The organism is Flavobacterium aurantiibacter, from assembly GCF_002251775.1.
GTDB lineage: Bacteria > Bacteroidota > Bacteroidia > Flavobacteriales > Flavobacteriaceae > Flavobacterium > Flavobacterium aurantiibacter.
Genome location: NZ_NOXX01000168.1, coordinates 1 through 15822, shown reverse-complemented (window position 1 = coordinate 15822; position 15822 = coordinate 1). Strand labels below are relative to the sequence as shown.

Below are 15822 nucleotides of genomic sequence, written 5' to 3'. Positions count from 1 at the left end.
TTTATTGATTTTTAATCAATTATGTTTTTTGTCGTGTACTAAAAACTTTTTCATAATTTTTATTCTTAGTTATGGAAATAAACGTTGTCAACGAAAAGCGTTCCGGATCCCGCTGGCGTTCCCGAGAAAATTAATTGTGCAATATGCGCACGATTGATTAAGCCTGTGAATTGTGATAGCGGAATGTCGTAACTATTCCAACCGGCTTGTGTTGGTGTGAAAGTTAATTCATGCTCCACGTCGTCGCCACCTTGGAATGCGCCGTTAGCTCCAAAATCAACTAGTTTTATCCGCACGGTGGTCATGTTTGGTGTCCAGACATCCACGTGAAAGTGCGTCATTGAAGTAGCATTAATCTGCGACGCAATAGTTTCTACACCTACAAAGTTTAAATTCGTATATCGTTTTACTGCATTTCCAGCGACAGTTACATCGGTTAGAATTCCTTGCGACCAAGGTGTTTGCCAAGTATCTACAGGTACATTGTTATAAACTCCGCTGAACATGGATATTACGTTTGCTTGCGGTAGCGTTGGGTTTGGAGCAGCTACTAAAGGAACATTTGATGGTCCACCTTGATTGTAGAAATAAACGTTATCAATATAAACCGTTGTATTTCCAGCAGGCTGACCCACATAAATAAGTTGAGCTATATGTGCTCTAGATGTAAGTCCCGTAAACGAACTTAGTGGAATATCTAAACTCACCCACTGATTGCGAGCAGGGTTGTCGATTACAATTTCGTGTTCCACATCATCGCCGCCACCAAAAGCTGCATTTGCACCAAAATCGACTAGTTTAACACGAAACTGTGTAAAGTCGGATGACCAAATATCCGTGTGAAAATGCGTCATACCCGTTGCATTGATTTGGTTGTTAACGGTTTCTATACCTACAAAGTTTAGGTTGTCGTATTTTTTGGTATCATTTCCTTCGATTTGTACATCGGAAACGGTTCCAACCGACCAAGAGGTTTGCCACGTATCAACCGGAACGTTTGTGTATGCGTTGCTAAACATGGAAATCACGTTTTGTGCCGGACGTGTTGGTGTAGGTGCTGCAACGGTAGGTTCTACCGGAACCACAACACCTTCTTTGTGGAAATACACGTTGTCAACGAAAACAATTCCTTGTCCTACCGGAGTTCCCGATAAAATTATCTGTGCGATGTGTTCTCTACCCGTAAGCCCAACGAAATCGGCCATTGGAATTTCTAAACTAACCCAACCCGACTGGTTTGGGGTAAAAGTAAGCTCATGTTCTGTGTCGTTTCCTCCACCAAAAGCAGCATCGGCACCAAAGTCTACGAGTTTAACGCGAAATGTCGTCATGTTTGGTGTCCAAATATCCATGTGGAAGAAGAGCATTTCCGATGCGTCGATCTGATTTGCTACGGTTTCGATGCCAACGAAATTTAAACTTTCGTACTTTTTAATGTCGTTTCCTTCCACAGCAAAGTTTGATACAACACCAGCCGACCAAGACGTTTGCCAAGTGTCGACAGGTACATTGTTATACGTGTTGCTGAAAAGTGAAATGACATTTTCTGCCAAACGTGTTGGTGTTGGCGCAGCAACAGTTGGTTCTTGTGGTGTTGACGAAACTACATTGTGAAAATAAATATTGTCGATAAATACAATTCCTTCGCCAGCTGGCAAACCAGAAATAATTAGTTGTGCGATATTGTTGCGGTTTTGCAATCCTGTGAAGTTAGCAAGATCAATGTTTAAGCTGTTCCAGCCGTTTAAGGTTGGATTAAAGATAAGTTCGTGCTCGGTATCGTCGCCGCCGCCAAAAATGGCATTTGGGGCGAAGTCGACTAATTTCACACGGAACGTAGTCATGTTTGGCGTCCAAATATCCATGTGTAAATACAACATATTATTAATGTTGATTTGGTTTGCAATGGTTTCTATACCCGCAAATGAAAGGTCGGAATATCTTTTGGTACTGTTGCCGGCAATTTGCGTTTCAGTATGTATACCTACCGACCACTCTGTTTGCCACGTATCTACGGGCACGTTTGTATAGGCGTTACTGAACAGAGAAATTACGTTAGCAGCAGGAAGCTCGGGAGTTGGAGCAGCCTCTGTTGGGATTCCGTTTAGCGGCGCATTCGAATTAACGGGAAAATTAACAGCTTGCGCAGAAAAGCCACAAGAAATTAACAATCCAGTAAAATAAAGGGTAATTTTTTTCATAGAATGTTGTTTTGATGTTTGAAACAAATGTAGAATACAAAAGGAGTTTTACGATGTAAGGCATTCCTATATAAAAACTATACAGGTTTTTTGCAGGCGAAAACGTTTGCGAACGCCTTATTACTGCTGATTTTCGGCGATTTGGCAACGAGCAACGGTTGCGTTTGATTTTTGCTGTTGTAAAGGAAATGTTGAGGTAAAAATTAGCTGTAAGAATGAATTTTAAAAGAAAGAATGGTTACAAAAATTACAAGTTTACAGCACTTGGATGTTTTTGACGATGAAAGCAGAACCGATTGGTGTGCACGATTTTGGGTTTAGGTGGCCACTCCGTTAGCGATTGAAGCGGCAGCACTGATTGCTGGCGGCGTTGGCGGAAGTGGCTGAAAACGGCGACACCGAGAGCCCGTTGAAAGCCCCTGACGCCCGCTGCCGGTAATTGGTGCTATAGCGGAAAGCGCGGCGGCGCGTAACAGAACGTTGGTTGGGAAGAAGTTTGCTGCGCCGCAACGGCCAAAAAATTCGAACACGCGAATTAACGCTTAGGTAAACGGCTTTCGGTTAAATTTTCGTTCTTTTGTGCCGACACAATTTGAGAATAATGCAAAAATTTGACGCCATTAGACCTTATTACGACACGGAGATCAATGCCGCTATTTGCGAGGTATTGCATCATCCGATGATGAAGGCTTTGATGAATTTTACGTTTCCAGATGTTGCCGACGAGGTGTGGAAAGAGCAGTTGAAGAAAACGCATAGTATTCGCGATTTTCAGTGCAATTTTATTTACCACTCGGTACAACAGGTGTTGCGAAACAGCGCTGAAGGATTGAGTACCTCGGGATTTGAAAAGCTCGAACCCAATACGGCGTATTTGTTTATATCGAATCACCGCGACATTATTTTAGACACTTCGCTGCTAAATACTGCCTTGTTTGAACATGGTTTAGTGATGACGGCTTCGGCAATTGGGGATAATTTAGTGAAGAAGTCGTTTTTGAAATCGCTTTCGCGGATGAACCGAAACTTTTTGGTACAACGCGGTTTGCCGCCACGCGAATTGTTGCAAAGCTCGAAATTAATGTCGGAGTACATTGCACGTTTGCTACGCAGAGAAAATCGTTCGGTATGGATTGCTCAACGCGAAGGACGCACCAAAGACGGCAACGACGCTACTCATCCGGGCGTTTTAAAAATGCTAGCGATGGGCGCGGGCGACGATCATCAGCTGCACTATTTCAAGAAAGCACGAATTGTACCTGTGGCTATTTCGTACGAGTACGACCCGACCGACGCATTGAAAATGCCGCAATTACTGGCCGAAGCCAACAACGAAAAGTATATAAAAGAAAAGAACGAAGATTTTATGACCTTGCTTAGTGGTATTATGGGTCAGAAAAAACGCATTCACATACATATCGGAAAAACGTTGGATACAGAAATCGACGATATTCTGGCCGAAACCGATAATACCAACAAGCAAATTCAGGCATTGGCGCAAAAAATCGACGATTCGATTATTAGCAATTACCGCTTGTGGCCGACCAATTTTATTGCGTACGATTTGCTGAATCAATCGGCTGCATTTACACACAAATACACCGATAGTGAGAAGCAATTGTTTGAGCGTCGTTTGGAATTGCGTATTGATGCTAACGATCCGAACCAGCTACAGAGTTTCTTAGCTATGTACGCCAATCCGGTTTTCAATAAATTGAAGTATGGAACCATCGAATAAAGCGCGTATTTTGTTGATTTATACCGGCGGAACGATTGGTATGGTTAAGGATTTTGAAACCAAAGCCCTAAAAGCCTTCAATTTTAAAAAGCTCCTACAACGCATACCGGAATTGAAGCAATTGGATTGCGATATTGAAACGATTTCGTTTGAAACTCCGATTGATTCGTCGAATATGAATCCGGCGCAGTGGATCAGCATGGCCGAAATTATTGAAAGCAATTACGAGCAATTCGACGGATTTGTGGTTTTACACGGGTCGGATACTATGTCGTACTCGGCTTCGGCTTTGAGTTTTATGCTAGAACATTTACAAAAGCCGGTAGTTTTTACAGGTTCGCAACTACCGATTGGCGATTTGCGCACGGATGCTAAGGAGAATTTAATTACGGCCATTCAAATTGCCTCGCAGTTGGAAGAAGGCAGACCGATTGTTCGCGAGGTGTGTTTGTATTTTGAATACAAATTATATCGAGGCAACCGCACTACGAAGGTGAATGCCGAGCATTTTAAAGCGTTTACATCGCCTAATTACCCGGCGCTGGCAGAGAGCGGTGTTCATCTAAATATCGTTCACGAGAACTTGCTAAGACGCGATTTGACGCATGCCCCTTTTAAAGTCCGTAAATTATTGGATTCGCATATTGCGATTATCAAGATGTTTCCGGGCATAAACGCAACGGTTTTGAATGCGATTTTGGAAATACGCGATTTAAAAGCCATAGTTTTAGAGACCTACGGTGCGGGTAATGCTCCGAGCGAGGCGTGGTTTATTGATTTATTGAAACAAGCCATCAGACGCGGTTTACATATCGTAAATGTTACGCAGTGTATTGCTGGCAGTGTACAAATGGGTCAGTATGAAACTAGTAGTGCATTAAAGGAAATTGGCGTGATTTCGGGTAAGGATATTACGACAGAGGCGGCCGTTTGCAAGTTGATGTTTTTGTTGGGTAACGAAACAGAGTTTGCCGACTTTAAAACGGCCTTTGAAACGCCAATTTGTGGGGAAATGACTTTTAGTTCGTAAGAAAAAGTATATTTGCGGCAGAAATAGAGAGGTGTCCGAGTGGTTGAAGGAGCAAGCCTGGAAAGTTTGTATGTGGGTAACTGCATCGAGGGTTCGAATCCCTTCCTCTCTGCGAGTAGCATAAAAAAGCCGACGGTAGTCGGTTTTTTTATTTCCCCTTGTCAAGCCCGAGCTTTGCTCGAAGGCTTGGCAAGGGGAAATAAAAAAGTAGCAGCAACAGCTGCGTTTTTTATACTACTCGACCACGAACCCCATTTCGGGATCACATTTATGTAATCCCTACAGCTCTGCTCGAAGGCTTGAGATTGGGAAATAAAAAAGTAGCAGCAACAGCTGCGTTTTTTATACTACTCGACCACGAACCCCATTTCGGGATCACATTTATGTAATCCCTACAGCTCTGCTCGAAGGCTTGAGATTGGGAAATAAAAAAAGTAGCAGCGACAGCTGTGTTTTTTATGCTACTCGACCACGAACCCCACTTTGGGATCACATTTATGTAATCCCCTTGTCAAGCCCGAGCTTTGCTCGAAGGCTTGGCAAGGGGAAATAAAAAAGTAGCAGCAACAGCTGCGTTTTTTATACTACTCGACCACGAACCCCATTTCGGGATCACATTTATGTAATCCCTACAGCTCTGCTCGAAGGCTTGAGATTGGGAAATAAAAAAAGTAGCAGCGACAGCTGTGTTTTTTATGCTACTCGACCACGAACCCCACTTTGGGATCACATTTATGTAANATTCGTCAAACTCTGATTGCGCAAATTCTCCGTGTATTGCGCTTTTTGATAATCGACAACCGCTTTCAAATCGAGCATTTTCAAACCCGCATTTTCGCCAGCAACGGCTTGATTCTTCAATAAAATCGACTCTTCATTCTTATACACTTTCAATAGATCCTGTTGGTCGTTACGCTGTTTTCGCAATCGCTCCAATCGATCTTCCAAAGCTTTAACCTCATCGCGCACTTTCTTCGAAGACAAAACGTCTAGCTGTACTTTAACCGAAGCTACACTGGCAAAATCGGGAGAAGTAACTTGAACGCTGTTTTCTTTGATCTGCGGACTCAATCCCGTCAGCACCACTGCATTTTTTCCAGCAATTAGCTGTATTTGTGCGGTACGTGTTACCTGAGCGCCCGAGGTAAAAACCTTCACCGATTTAATTTCAGAATTAATTTTTGGCGGCTCATCTTGACTAAATACAGTGTGAATTGAGAGCAGGGCAAACAGAAGAATATAGTTTAAAGAAAGTCTCATAGACAAAAGTTTTAACGCAAGGTAGAAAAAATACCATTACCCTCGTCGTTATTTTTTGTCATCAAAACAAAGAAAATAAACAATGGAATTTTTGTGATATTTTGAGTAAACAGAGACAAACTCGACACTTTAATCTAAAATTCAATTTTACTATCTTTGCCACTATGACACTCATAAGCGAAGACAACAGCAAGAATCAGGAGATTGTAAAAAACGTTTTTACAAAATATCTCGAGAAAAACGCGCACCGGAAAACTCCTGAGCGCTATGCTATTCTACAAGAGATTTACGACAGTCAGGAGCATTTTGACATCGAGAATTTGTACGTCAAAATGAAAAACAAAAACTACCGCGTAAGTCGCGCTACGCTTTACAACACCATCGAACTATTGCTCGACTGTGGCTTGGTTCGCAAACACCAATTCGGACAATCTCAAGCGTATTTTGAAAAATCGTACTTCGACAAACAACACGATCATATCATCATGACCGATACCGGCGAAGTAATCGAATTTTGTGATCCGCGCATTCAAACCATCAAAAAAACGATTGAAGAGATTTTCGACGTAGAAATTTCCAATCATTCCCTCTATTTTTACGGTACTCGTAAATCTCAAAACGCAACAACTACGGAAGAGAATCTTCCCAACACAACTGAATATAACCCAATCAACTAATGTCTGTAGATTTACTGTTAGGCTTGCAATGGGGCGACGAAGGCAAAGGAAAAATTGTCGACGTGCTCACCCAAAAGTATGATATTATTGCTCGATTCCAAGGTGGACCAAACGCCGGACACACGCTCGAATTCGACGGAATCAAGCACGTATTACGAACCATCCCAAGCGGAATTTTCCACAAAAACGCGGTCAACATCATCGGAAACGGTGTTGTTATCGATCCCGTGGTTTTTGTAAAAGAACTCGAAGGTTTGGAACAATTCAAAATTGACATTTACAACAAACTGATCATTTCGCGCAAAGCACATCTGATTTTACCGACACATCGCTTGCTAGATGCGGCATCCGAAGCCTCAAAAGGCAAAGCAAAAATTGGTTCGACACTCAAAGGCATCGGACCAACGTACATGGATAAAACCGGACGTAATGGCTTGCGAATCGGCGATTTAGAACTCGACGATTTTAAAGAACGTTACCGAAATCTCGCCGATAAACACGAGGCAATGATTAAATTCTACGACGTTTCCATTCAGTACAACTTGGCTGAAATGGAAAACGAATTTTTCGAAGCCATCGAAACATTAAAAAAACTGCAATTCATCGACAGCGAAGCCTATCTTTTTCAAGCGCTAAAAGACGGCAAATCGATTTTAGCCGAAGGTGCTCAAGGAAGTTTACTCGACGTTGACTTCGGTACCTATCCGTTTGTAACTTCTTCGAATACTACGGCTGCCGGCGCTTGTACCGGATTGGGAATCGCTCCTAATAAAATCAAAGACGTTTACGGAATTTTCAAAGCTTATACGACACGTGTAGGCAGCGGACCTTTTCCCACAGAACTCTTCGACGAAGTGGGCGAAACTATGGCGCGAATTGGCAACGAATTCGGTTCGGTTACCGGACGTAAACGTCGTTGCGGCTGGCTCGATCTCGTTGCTCTGAAATATGCCGTTGAAATAAATGGCGTTACCCAACTCATGATGATGAAAGGCGACGTACTTTCTGGTTTTGAAGAGCTTAAAGTGTGTACAGCTTACAAGTATCGCGGCGAAATCATCGACCACCTACCCTACAACATCGAAGAAGAAAACGTGAGTCCGGTTTATAAAAGTTTCAAAGGATGGCATGCCGACCTTACTGGACTTACCGAATACAGCGATTTACCGACCGAATTAAAAGACTACGTTTCATTTATCGAAGCTGAAGTCGGCGTTCCGATTAAAATTATTTCGGTAGGACCCGACCGTACGCAAACGATTTCGCGCTAACTTTGCGTCATGGATAAGTGCATTTCTGTTTTCGATATGCTCAAAGTTGGTGTTGGGCCTTCAAGCTCGCACACACTTGGGCCTTGGCGTGCTGCCGAAAAGTTTTTAAGTGAAATTCGCGCAAATGGATTCTTCGCTGAAACCTTCGCCGTGAAAGTTGATTTATACGGCTCACTTTCTCTTACCGGCAAAGGCCACGCAACAGATTTAGCAGTTATGCTCGGATTGAGCGGACAAGACCCAGAATACATTCCTGTTGAAAACATCGGAAGTATCATTACAGACATCCAAAACAGCCAGACTTTGCAGCTGGGAAATGAAAAGACAATCGGATTTTCATTTCTTACAGATATCGTATTTCATAAGAACTTCCTACCCTTTCATGCAAACGGCCTCACATTCACCGCATTTAAAGAAAATGGCGACGCATACGCATCAACTTTTTATTCGATTGGCGGCGGGTTTGTTGTAAAAGAAGAACAAAACAACGAAAACAGCACCGATTTTACCTGTGCGTTCCCCTACCCGATCGATACCGCAGTTGAATTATTGCATTATTGCAGTGAGCATCAGCTAAAAATATCGGAGGTAGTGTATGCAAATGAGATTTCTATGCGCCCGGAAGCACTGGTGCACAGCGAGTTGCTCCGAATTTGGAATACCATGCTCGAATGTATGTATATTGGCTGCCATACCGACGGAATTTTACCCGGCGGTTTGAATGTAAAGCGACGCGCGTTCGATATGCATCAGAATTTATTGGGCAACGGACAATACAATAATCCGCAAGAATGGCTGCAAACCATTCGTAAAACCGAAGTTAAATTTCGCCAAATTTTAAAATGGGTGTCATGCTTTGCTTTGGCTGTCAACGAAGTTAATGCGGCTTTAGGTCGTGTGGTTACAGCTCCTACAAATGGCTCGGCGGGCGTGATTCCTGCCGTGTTGATGTACTATATGGTTATCGAAAACCACCAAGCAGGCGACGATGAAGTAAAGAAATTCTTAATGGTTGCCGGCGAAGTAGGCAGTATTTTCAAAAAAGGCGCAACGATTTCGGCGGCAATGGGTGGCTGCCAAGCTGAAATTGGCGTATCATCGGCCATGGCCGCAGCCGCGTTATGCGAATTAATGGGCGGATCACCCGAACAAGTGCTCATGGCAGCAGAAATTGCGATGGAGCATCATTTGGGGTTAACCTGCGATCCGATAGGCGGTTTGGTTCAAATTCCATGCATCGAGCGAAATACCATGGGTGCAATAAAAGCGATTAACGCCGCGGAACTCGCCCTAGAAACCGATGCTAAAAATGCAAAAGTTCCTTTGGATAAAGTCATCAATACCATGTGGCAAACGGCCAAAGACATGAATTCCAAATACAAAGAAACTTCCGAAGGTGGGTTGGCAGTGGCTGTGAATATTGCCGACTGCTAATTCTTATTTCGCAGACTTTCGCGTATCGTACGTGTGGGCAATTTTCCATTGACCGTCAACAGCAACGAGGAAAAAGTAATTTCGACCGCTGTGCTGCAACGTATCGTTTACATAAAACTCATAATCCATGTGAACGTCGGCAGTTTGTCCGTAGTTGCGAACAATAACATTCGAAATACGCTCTTCTAACTTGATACTTTGAGGAATATTCGAAAACTCATTCAAAAAATCAGTTGCACCTCTCGAAACAACTTTAGGTTCACCATTTATATACATCAACGTATCGAAGTTAACGGATTCATTCAACAATAACGGACGCATGATGGCGGGTGTCTTCTGATTCAAACCCGAAAAAAACCATTCGACAATTTTTTCCGGACTAGCCGAATCTTGCGCAAACGAAGCCGAACTCGCAAACAAAACGGCAAACAAAAACAACTTTTTCATAGTAATAGTACTTTCGGCAAATATATCTTAATAGCGTGAAATTTGATGACTACAGTATCGCGAATTAGCTAACTTTGCGACTTAAATTTTGTGCTATGTCGGTTGCTAAAAAAGACTACAAACGAATTACCACCCGTTCGCTGATTGAAATGAAAAGTCAGGGCGAAAAAATATCCATGCTCACTGCCTACGATTACACTATGGCCAAAATCGTAGATTCAGCGGGGATCGACGTCATTTTGGTAGGCGATTCGGCCAGTAACGTTATGGCAGGTCATGAAACCACACTACCGATTACACTCGATCAAATGATTTACCACGCCTCGTCGGTAGTACGTGCCATCAATCGCGCCTTAGTCGTTGTAGATTTACCGTTCGGAAGTTACCAATCGGATTCGAAAGAAGCGTTGCGTTCGGCCATTCGCATCATGAAAGAAAGTGGCGGACACGCCGTAAAACTCGAAGGCGGCAGCGAAATAAAAGATTCAATCAAGAAAATACTTAATGCGGGTATTCCCGTCATGGGACATTTAGGACTTACACCACAATCCATCTATAAATTCGGAACCTACAACGTTCGTGCGAAAGAAAACGCCGAAGCCGAAAAACTCATTGAGGATGCCATCATGCTCGAAAAGCTGGGTTGTTTTGCATTAGTATGCGAAAAAATCCCGGCAGAACTCGCCAAACGCGTAGCCGAAAGCATTAGCATTCCTGTGATCGGTATTGGTGCTGGAAGCGATGTCGATGGCCAAGTACTCGTCATTCACGATATGTTGGGCATGAATAATGAGTTTTCACCTCGATTTTTACGTCGCTACCTCAATTTATACGATCAAATGACGGCTGCAATCTCGCAGTACGTCTCGGATGTGAAGTCGGTTGATTTTCCAAACGCCGGAGAACAGTATTAATGAAAACGGCTGCAGACGGTTCGAACTTGCATGTTTTGTTCGAAGACAATCATTTGCTGGCGGTTAACAAGCGTTGTGGCGACTTAGTTCAGGGTGATAAAACCGGCGACGAAACTTTGTTGGATGCCGTAAAAAACTACATTGCCACTAAATATCAGAAACCTGGAGCTGTGTTTGCGGGTGTGGTGCACCGCTTAGACCGACCTACCTCGGGCGTGGTTGTTTTTGCGCGAACTTCGAAGGCTTTAGCTCGAATGAACGCCCTTTTTAGCAGTCGTGAAACGGAGAAAGTTTACCATTGTTTAATCGAAGGAAAGCCGCAGCAAGAAGCCGCTACGTTAACGCATTTTTTGGTTCGTAACGAAAAAAACAATACGAGCAAAGCCTTTGAAAAAGAGGTTACTAACAGCAAAAAAGCCGTTTTGCATTACAAATTGCTTCGCGCATATACCAACTACAGTTTGTTGGAAATACAGTTAGAAACGGGCAGGCATCATCAAATTCGGGCCCAGTTGGCGGCTTGCGGCATGGTCATTAAAGGCGATTTAAAGTACGGTGCCAAGCGTTCCAACCCGAACGGTGGCATAAGTTTACACGCGCGAGAGCTCACATTTGTGCATCCGGTTGCTAAAAGCGAAGTGAAAATTCGCGCACCCTATCCCGCTGGAGATATTTTCGAGGGATAACTACATTAAATTCATGATTTTTTGGGGGTGCCGGCGGTGCAATCATAGCGCTTCGCAAACGGATCACCGAACCGCCGTCGCGCCATTCGCTAAATCTTTCCGGCAAACGCCTGGTGGAAATACCATAACGCCGCAAAGGATGCCGCTGCTGTCGCTCACCCGGGGAAGAGATTGAAAAAAGCAAAAGAAGCGAAAGAAGGGAAAGAAGCGAAAGAAGGGAAAGAAAAAGGAACCGCTGCGTTGCGGAAGCGGTTTGGTTGTTTGTTGGCGTTTTGTGTCATGCACTTAGGCTCGTTGGTGCATCGTATTTTAAAGGTAACCTCAAAGTCGGGAGCGTTTGCGGAGAACAGAGTTAGGTACAAAAGTTCATTAGAGTTCTGTCAAGCTGGAACACAAGTTTAATAGTATTACTAATGTTGAGCTTTTGTTCGTCTACCACACTAGCACAAAACCACTTGTTAAGTGCCGTATTTCTTCATATCAATTGTTTTGTTTTGAAAACGGTCTAACAATTTTTCCTTTTTGAACTTCTGCAAAGTCTCTTTTAAATGGGTCATAATAATCTTTCTTCCACTTTCCTTTTTTAAATTTAAAAGTATAAGCTAAAAAATCTCCATAAAAGTTTAATGTCAAATCTTTTTCCAGGTGACCTTTACATGTAAAATGCAACTCTAAAATATCATTCTCTTTATGTTGCAATTCTATGTCAAAGCAATTTCCTTTGTTAAGCAGCTTAAGGATTGTATTCTGATTTATTTTGTTAGTTGTCTCACCAATGTTTGCGGGTAAAATCATTTCACCAACAACAAAATGTGATTTCTCTGTTGGTCTTTTTAAAGTCCAATAATGTTTAAGCCGCTCAACATTTTCAGTCTTGCAAGTGCAAAGTTTTAATTTTTCTGAAACAGTACACATTTTTAATGTATTTTAGTTGTGTGTCGTTCTGCTTAACAGTTTTTGTCAAGTTGAAGTGATTGTCAAATTGTGTGTTTTGCCCACTTGCATATGACTTGAGCAAAACTCCACCCGATTCAAATTCTAAATTGAAAACCAAAAGAACAAAAAATCTATAAAAGCTGAACAAAGATTGTCAAGCTGATGTGGGCTTTGAGTCAAGTCAACCCTAAATGATATAGAACATAATTACTGTCACCCCAACGCTGGTGAAACTGTTGGGCAGTATGAAGCATAACGTTTTCTTTATTACAAATAGCAATACTTTCGGAGCACTTACCTATCAAGCTACCAATAAGTTTCTTAGGAGCCGAAAAATTTCTACCACCACGTCCGTCTCGCTTTTGGCAAGGTCCTGTTATGCACAGGCTTTTTCGTCTTTCTATGATATATTTCTAAAGCTTTGTCAAAATCCTTAATGTGATACCAGTCGATGTTGTTCAAGTCAATAATTTCGTTTGTTCTTTTTGGTCTATTTAGATTTTCCAAGTCTTTCGGATGAACTTCTTTAACTGTCAGTTTACCATTTTGCAATTCAGTAAAACCGTAATAAATTGAAGTTGCGTCCCACTCAATAAAACCAAATACTTTTTCTGTTGGCTTAATTAGAATAAATGGAAAGTCAGGTCTTGTTGAATATTCATTATATGCGGGTTTCCTGAAGATAAAACAGTCCGAAAGTTGAGCGTAGTCAAAAGTCTTTTCGTTGTCATACCATATCCATGTGTCAGCCGAGTTAACTAACGGTTTTGTGTTGTTCTTGTCAGCATAAATGGCTATTAGTCCAGCGTAAGACATCATTCTCCATTCGTCAATATTATAGATGTAAACGCCATATTTTCCGTCACCTGTTTCTGAAAAGGAGTCGTCTGTCCAATCGCTTTTTTTGTAAGCTATCAGAAGAGAAGTGTCAATTTTCCAGTTTTTCGTGTCTGTCATTTTAAGCTTGTGGATAACTTTACAATTGGCGAAGTCCCTGCAACTTTTTCAATTTTTAAAAACGCCGTTAAATTATTCAATAACAATCCATTACATCAAAAAATTTATACGTATTTTGAATCTATTAAATTGGACACTTGTTTTGCCTTTTGTCTTTTGCTAATTTACGGGATTCGCTTCTCCCAAAACTACCTACTTATAGGTATTTTTCCACCAAACGTTAGTAACGTATGCCCTAGCCCGGATGGTAGCGGCAGCCCGTAAGAAAAATACGGCTACGTGAAGCGGTACGTGTGGGCGACCCAAGAAGCCCAACACCTGCCGACTGAACGAGGCGTATTTTTTGCGGACTATAGCGAACAGCCGGAAAAGCTTCTCAAAGAATTTACCAGCTCAACTCTTAAAACGAAAAGTAATCGGCTTTCTGAGCTATTTACGTCCGAAAATCAGTTTCCACAGATCCAACAAGTCATGTTCTTTTAGCCTAAATTTGACTCTCAATGTGAATCTAGTTGAATTGATCAATCTCGCTCACCTGTACCTATTTGAAAACAAGTCTTTATGAACATCAAAGAAAATCTGTGTCTGCTTTTTGTCTTAGCCTTTTTCACTTCCACAGTTTATGGACAAAAGAATAAGCTTACCGACGAACTCAATCGGAGAGCTTCCGAAATCGAATCGAAAGTAATTGCCTGGCGTCAGGATATTCACCAAAATCCAGAACTAGGAAATCGCGAAGTACGCACGGCGGCGCTTATTGCAGCTCATTTACAAGCGCTCGGCATCGAAGTAAAAACCGGAGTGGCCGTTACAGGTGTTGTGGGAATTTTGAAAGGCGCAAAACCCGGACCGGTGATTGCGCTGCGTGCCGATATGGATGCGCTTCCCGTCGAGGAACGAAATAACCTAGCATTTGCCTCCAAAGTACGTGCGCAATACAACGGAGCGGAGACAGCGGTAATGCACGCATGCGGACACGACGCGCACGTAGCCATTTTAATGGGTGTTGCCGAAGTACTCGCTGCCATGAAAAATGAACTGGCGGGAACAGTAAAATTCATTTTTCAACCCGCCGAAGAAGGAACGCCAAAAGGCGAAGAAGGCGGTGCAAAGCTGATGGTTAAAGAAGGTGTGCTCGAAAATCCGAAAGTAGATGTTGTTTTTGGATTACACATGGATTCGATGATCGAAACCGGTACAATTACCTACCGACCAGCCGGAATTATGGCCGGCGTGGGCGATTTTAAAATTACCGTAAAAGGAAAACCCAGCCACGGCTCGCAACCTTGGTTAGCTGTTGATCCGATTCCCGTTGCGGCACAAATTGTAACTGCGCTCCAAACCATTGTGAGTCGCAACGTAAACCTTACTGAAAATGCCGCGGTAGTTACTGTTGGCGCGATCCACGGAGGTAACAGACACAACATCATTTCCGAACAAGTAGAACTGATTGGCAACGTACGTGCGTTTACCGAAGCCGATGAGCAGCTAATTTACAGACGCATACGTGAAATTTCCGAAAAAACTGCCGAAGCTGCCGGAGCTACCGCTTTGGTCGAACTTCCGTTTTCAGTGAAGTATCCCGTTACGTTTAATAATGTTTCACTAACCGAGCGTATGCTACCCAGCCTGAAAAAGGCTGCCGGTGCCGAAAAGGTAAAACTGATTCCCGCAAAAACCGGTTCGGAGGACTTTTCGTTCTTCGCGGAAAAGGTTCCCGGACTTTTCTTTTTTCTCGGCGGTATGCCCAAAGGACAAGATCCAAAAACAGCAGGACCACACCACACACCCGAGTTTATGCTCGACGACAGTTCTTTCAAACTTGGCGTAGTAGCTTTTTGTCAGTTAGTTTTCGATTATGGAAAACTGCAAAAAATGTAAAAATGCAACCGTTCGCAAACTTAAAAAGAGAACAATTTTCTAGTCATTTTAGAGGCTAATTCATTGTCTGTTTTGGGGGTGCCGGCGGTGCAAGCATATCGCTTCGCAAACGGATCACCGAACCGCCGTCGCGCCATCCGCTGTATCTTTCCGGCGAACGCATTGTGGAAATTCCGTAGCGCCGCAAAGGATGCCGCTGCTGTCGCTCACCCGGGGGCAGCGGCAAATGGAAAAAATGGAAAAAATGGAAAGAAGCGAAAATTGAGCACAATGTCTCACAAAGTTTTTCACGATGTACGCAACGCTGCATTCGACAAGCTGCCTTCTACGAGCTGAGGCACCAATGATACGTGGGTTAGGTTGGGAAGATGATACGTAAAAGGGTGAACG

The 15822-nt window shown here is 42.9% G+C and carries 14 protein-coding genes and 1 tRNA gene; 10 read left to right on the top strand and 5 right to left on the bottom strand.

Going from position 1 to position 15822, the window contains the following annotated elements:
* Window positions 1–65: 65 nt before the first annotated feature.
* Window positions 66–2201, bottom strand: a complete 2136-nt coding sequence (locus tag CHX27_RS04865; protein WP_094485641.1) for a hypothetical protein — start codon at window positions 2199–2201, stop codon at window positions 66–68.
* A 601-nt stretch (window positions 2202–2802) separates the two neighbouring features.
* Between CHX27_RS04865 and CHX27_RS04855 the strand changes: the two genes are divergently transcribed.
* From CHX27_RS04855 to CHX27_RS04845, 3 genes are all read left to right on the top strand, one after another.
* Window positions 2803–3939 (top strand): 1-acyl-sn-glycerol-3-phosphate acyltransferase, encoded by a 1137-nt coding sequence (locus CHX27_RS04855; protein WP_094485639.1) that lies wholly within the window; start codon window positions 2803–2805, stop codon window positions 3937–3939.
* A complete protein-coding gene (locus tag CHX27_RS04850) occupies window positions 3923–4969 on the top strand; it encodes an asparaginase (RefSeq protein WP_094485638.1) in 1047 nt (348 codons plus the stop codon). Before CHX27_RS04855 ends, CHX27_RS04850 begins: the two co-directional genes overlap by 17 nt.
* Before the next feature lie 25 nt (window positions 4970–4994).
* A tRNA-Ser gene (locus tag CHX27_RS04845) sits at window positions 4995–5081 on the top strand.
* Window positions 5082–5701: 620 nt separating this feature from the next.
* Here the strand turns inward: CHX27_RS04845 and CHX27_RS04835 are convergent.
* Window positions 5702–6229 (bottom strand): DUF4140 domain-containing protein, encoded by a 528-nt coding sequence (locus CHX27_RS04835; RefSeq protein ID WP_094485636.1) that lies wholly within the window; start codon window positions 6227–6229, stop codon window positions 5702–5704.
* Between the two features lie 164 nt (window positions 6230–6393).
* Between CHX27_RS04835 and CHX27_RS04830 the strand changes: the two genes are divergently transcribed.
* The 3 genes from CHX27_RS04830 to CHX27_RS04820 are packed head-to-tail and all read left to right on the top strand — an operon-like array spanning window position 6394 to window position 9611.
* The gene (locus CHX27_RS04830; RefSeq protein WP_094485635.1) at window positions 6394–6906 is read left to right on the top strand and encodes a Fur family transcriptional regulator; all 513 of its coding nucleotides are present in this window, start codon (window positions 6394–6396) and stop codon (window positions 6904–6906) included.
* Complete coding sequence (locus tag CHX27_RS04825; protein ID WP_094485634.1) at window positions 6906–8177, top strand: adenylosuccinate synthase; 1272 nt, start codon at window positions 6906–6908, stop codon at window positions 8175–8177. The genes CHX27_RS04830 and CHX27_RS04825 overlap by 1 nt, the downstream gene beginning before the upstream one ends.
* 9 nt (window positions 8178–8186) lie before the next feature.
* Window positions 8187–9611 carry an L-serine ammonia-lyase gene (locus CHX27_RS04820; protein ID WP_094485633.1) on the top strand — a complete coding sequence of 475 codons (1425 nt, stop codon included), beginning with the start codon at window positions 8187–8189 and terminating at the stop codon, window positions 9609–9611.
* Between the two features lie 3 nt (window positions 9612–9614).
* Here the strand turns inward: CHX27_RS04820 and CHX27_RS04815 are convergent, their stop codons facing one another.
* Entirely contained in the window at window positions 9615–10058 is a 444-nt protein-coding gene (locus CHX27_RS04815; RefSeq protein WP_094485632.1) for a hypothetical protein, read from the bottom strand.
* 95 nt (window positions 10059–10153) lie between these two features.
* On the opposite strand from CHX27_RS04815, the gene panB reads away from it, so the two are divergent.
* From panB to CHX27_RS04800, 3 genes are all read left to right on the top strand, one after another.
* Window positions 10154–10972: a 3-methyl-2-oxobutanoate hydroxymethyltransferase gene (gene panB, locus CHX27_RS04810; RefSeq protein ID WP_094485631.1), complete on the top strand. Its 819-nt coding sequence runs from the start codon at window positions 10154–10156 to the stop codon at window positions 10970–10972.
* On the top strand, window positions 10972–11658 hold the full coding sequence (locus CHX27_RS04805; protein ID WP_094485630.1) for an RluA family pseudouridine synthase: 687 nt from the start codon (window positions 10972–10974) through the stop codon (window positions 11656–11658). The genes panB and CHX27_RS04805 overlap by 1 nt, the downstream gene beginning before the upstream one ends.
* Before the next feature lie 171 nt (window positions 11659–11829).
* Complete coding sequence (locus CHX27_RS04800) at window positions 11830–12060, top strand: hypothetical protein (protein ID WP_094485629.1); 231 nt, start codon at window positions 11830–11832, stop codon at window positions 12058–12060.
* Window positions 12061–12138: 78 nt separating this feature from the next.
* Here CHX27_RS04800 and CHX27_RS04795 read toward each other — a convergent pair whose 3' ends face one another.
* Window positions 12139–12573: a hypothetical protein gene (locus tag CHX27_RS04795; RefSeq protein WP_133063418.1), complete on the bottom strand. Its 435-nt coding sequence runs from the start codon at window positions 12571–12573 to the stop codon at window positions 12139–12141.
* Window positions 12574–12933: 360 nt separating this feature from the next.
* Complete coding sequence (locus tag CHX27_RS04785; protein WP_094485626.1) at window positions 12934–13551, bottom strand: hypothetical protein; 618 nt, start codon at window positions 13549–13551, stop codon at window positions 12934–12936.
* Window positions 13552–14112: 561 nt separating this feature from the next.
* Here CHX27_RS04785 and CHX27_RS04780 point away from each other — a divergent pair.
* On the top strand, window positions 14113–15432 hold the full coding sequence (locus CHX27_RS04780; protein WP_094485625.1) for an amidohydrolase: 1320 nt from the start codon (window positions 14113–14115) through the stop codon (window positions 15430–15432).
* Window positions 15433–15822: the final 390 nt, after the last annotated feature.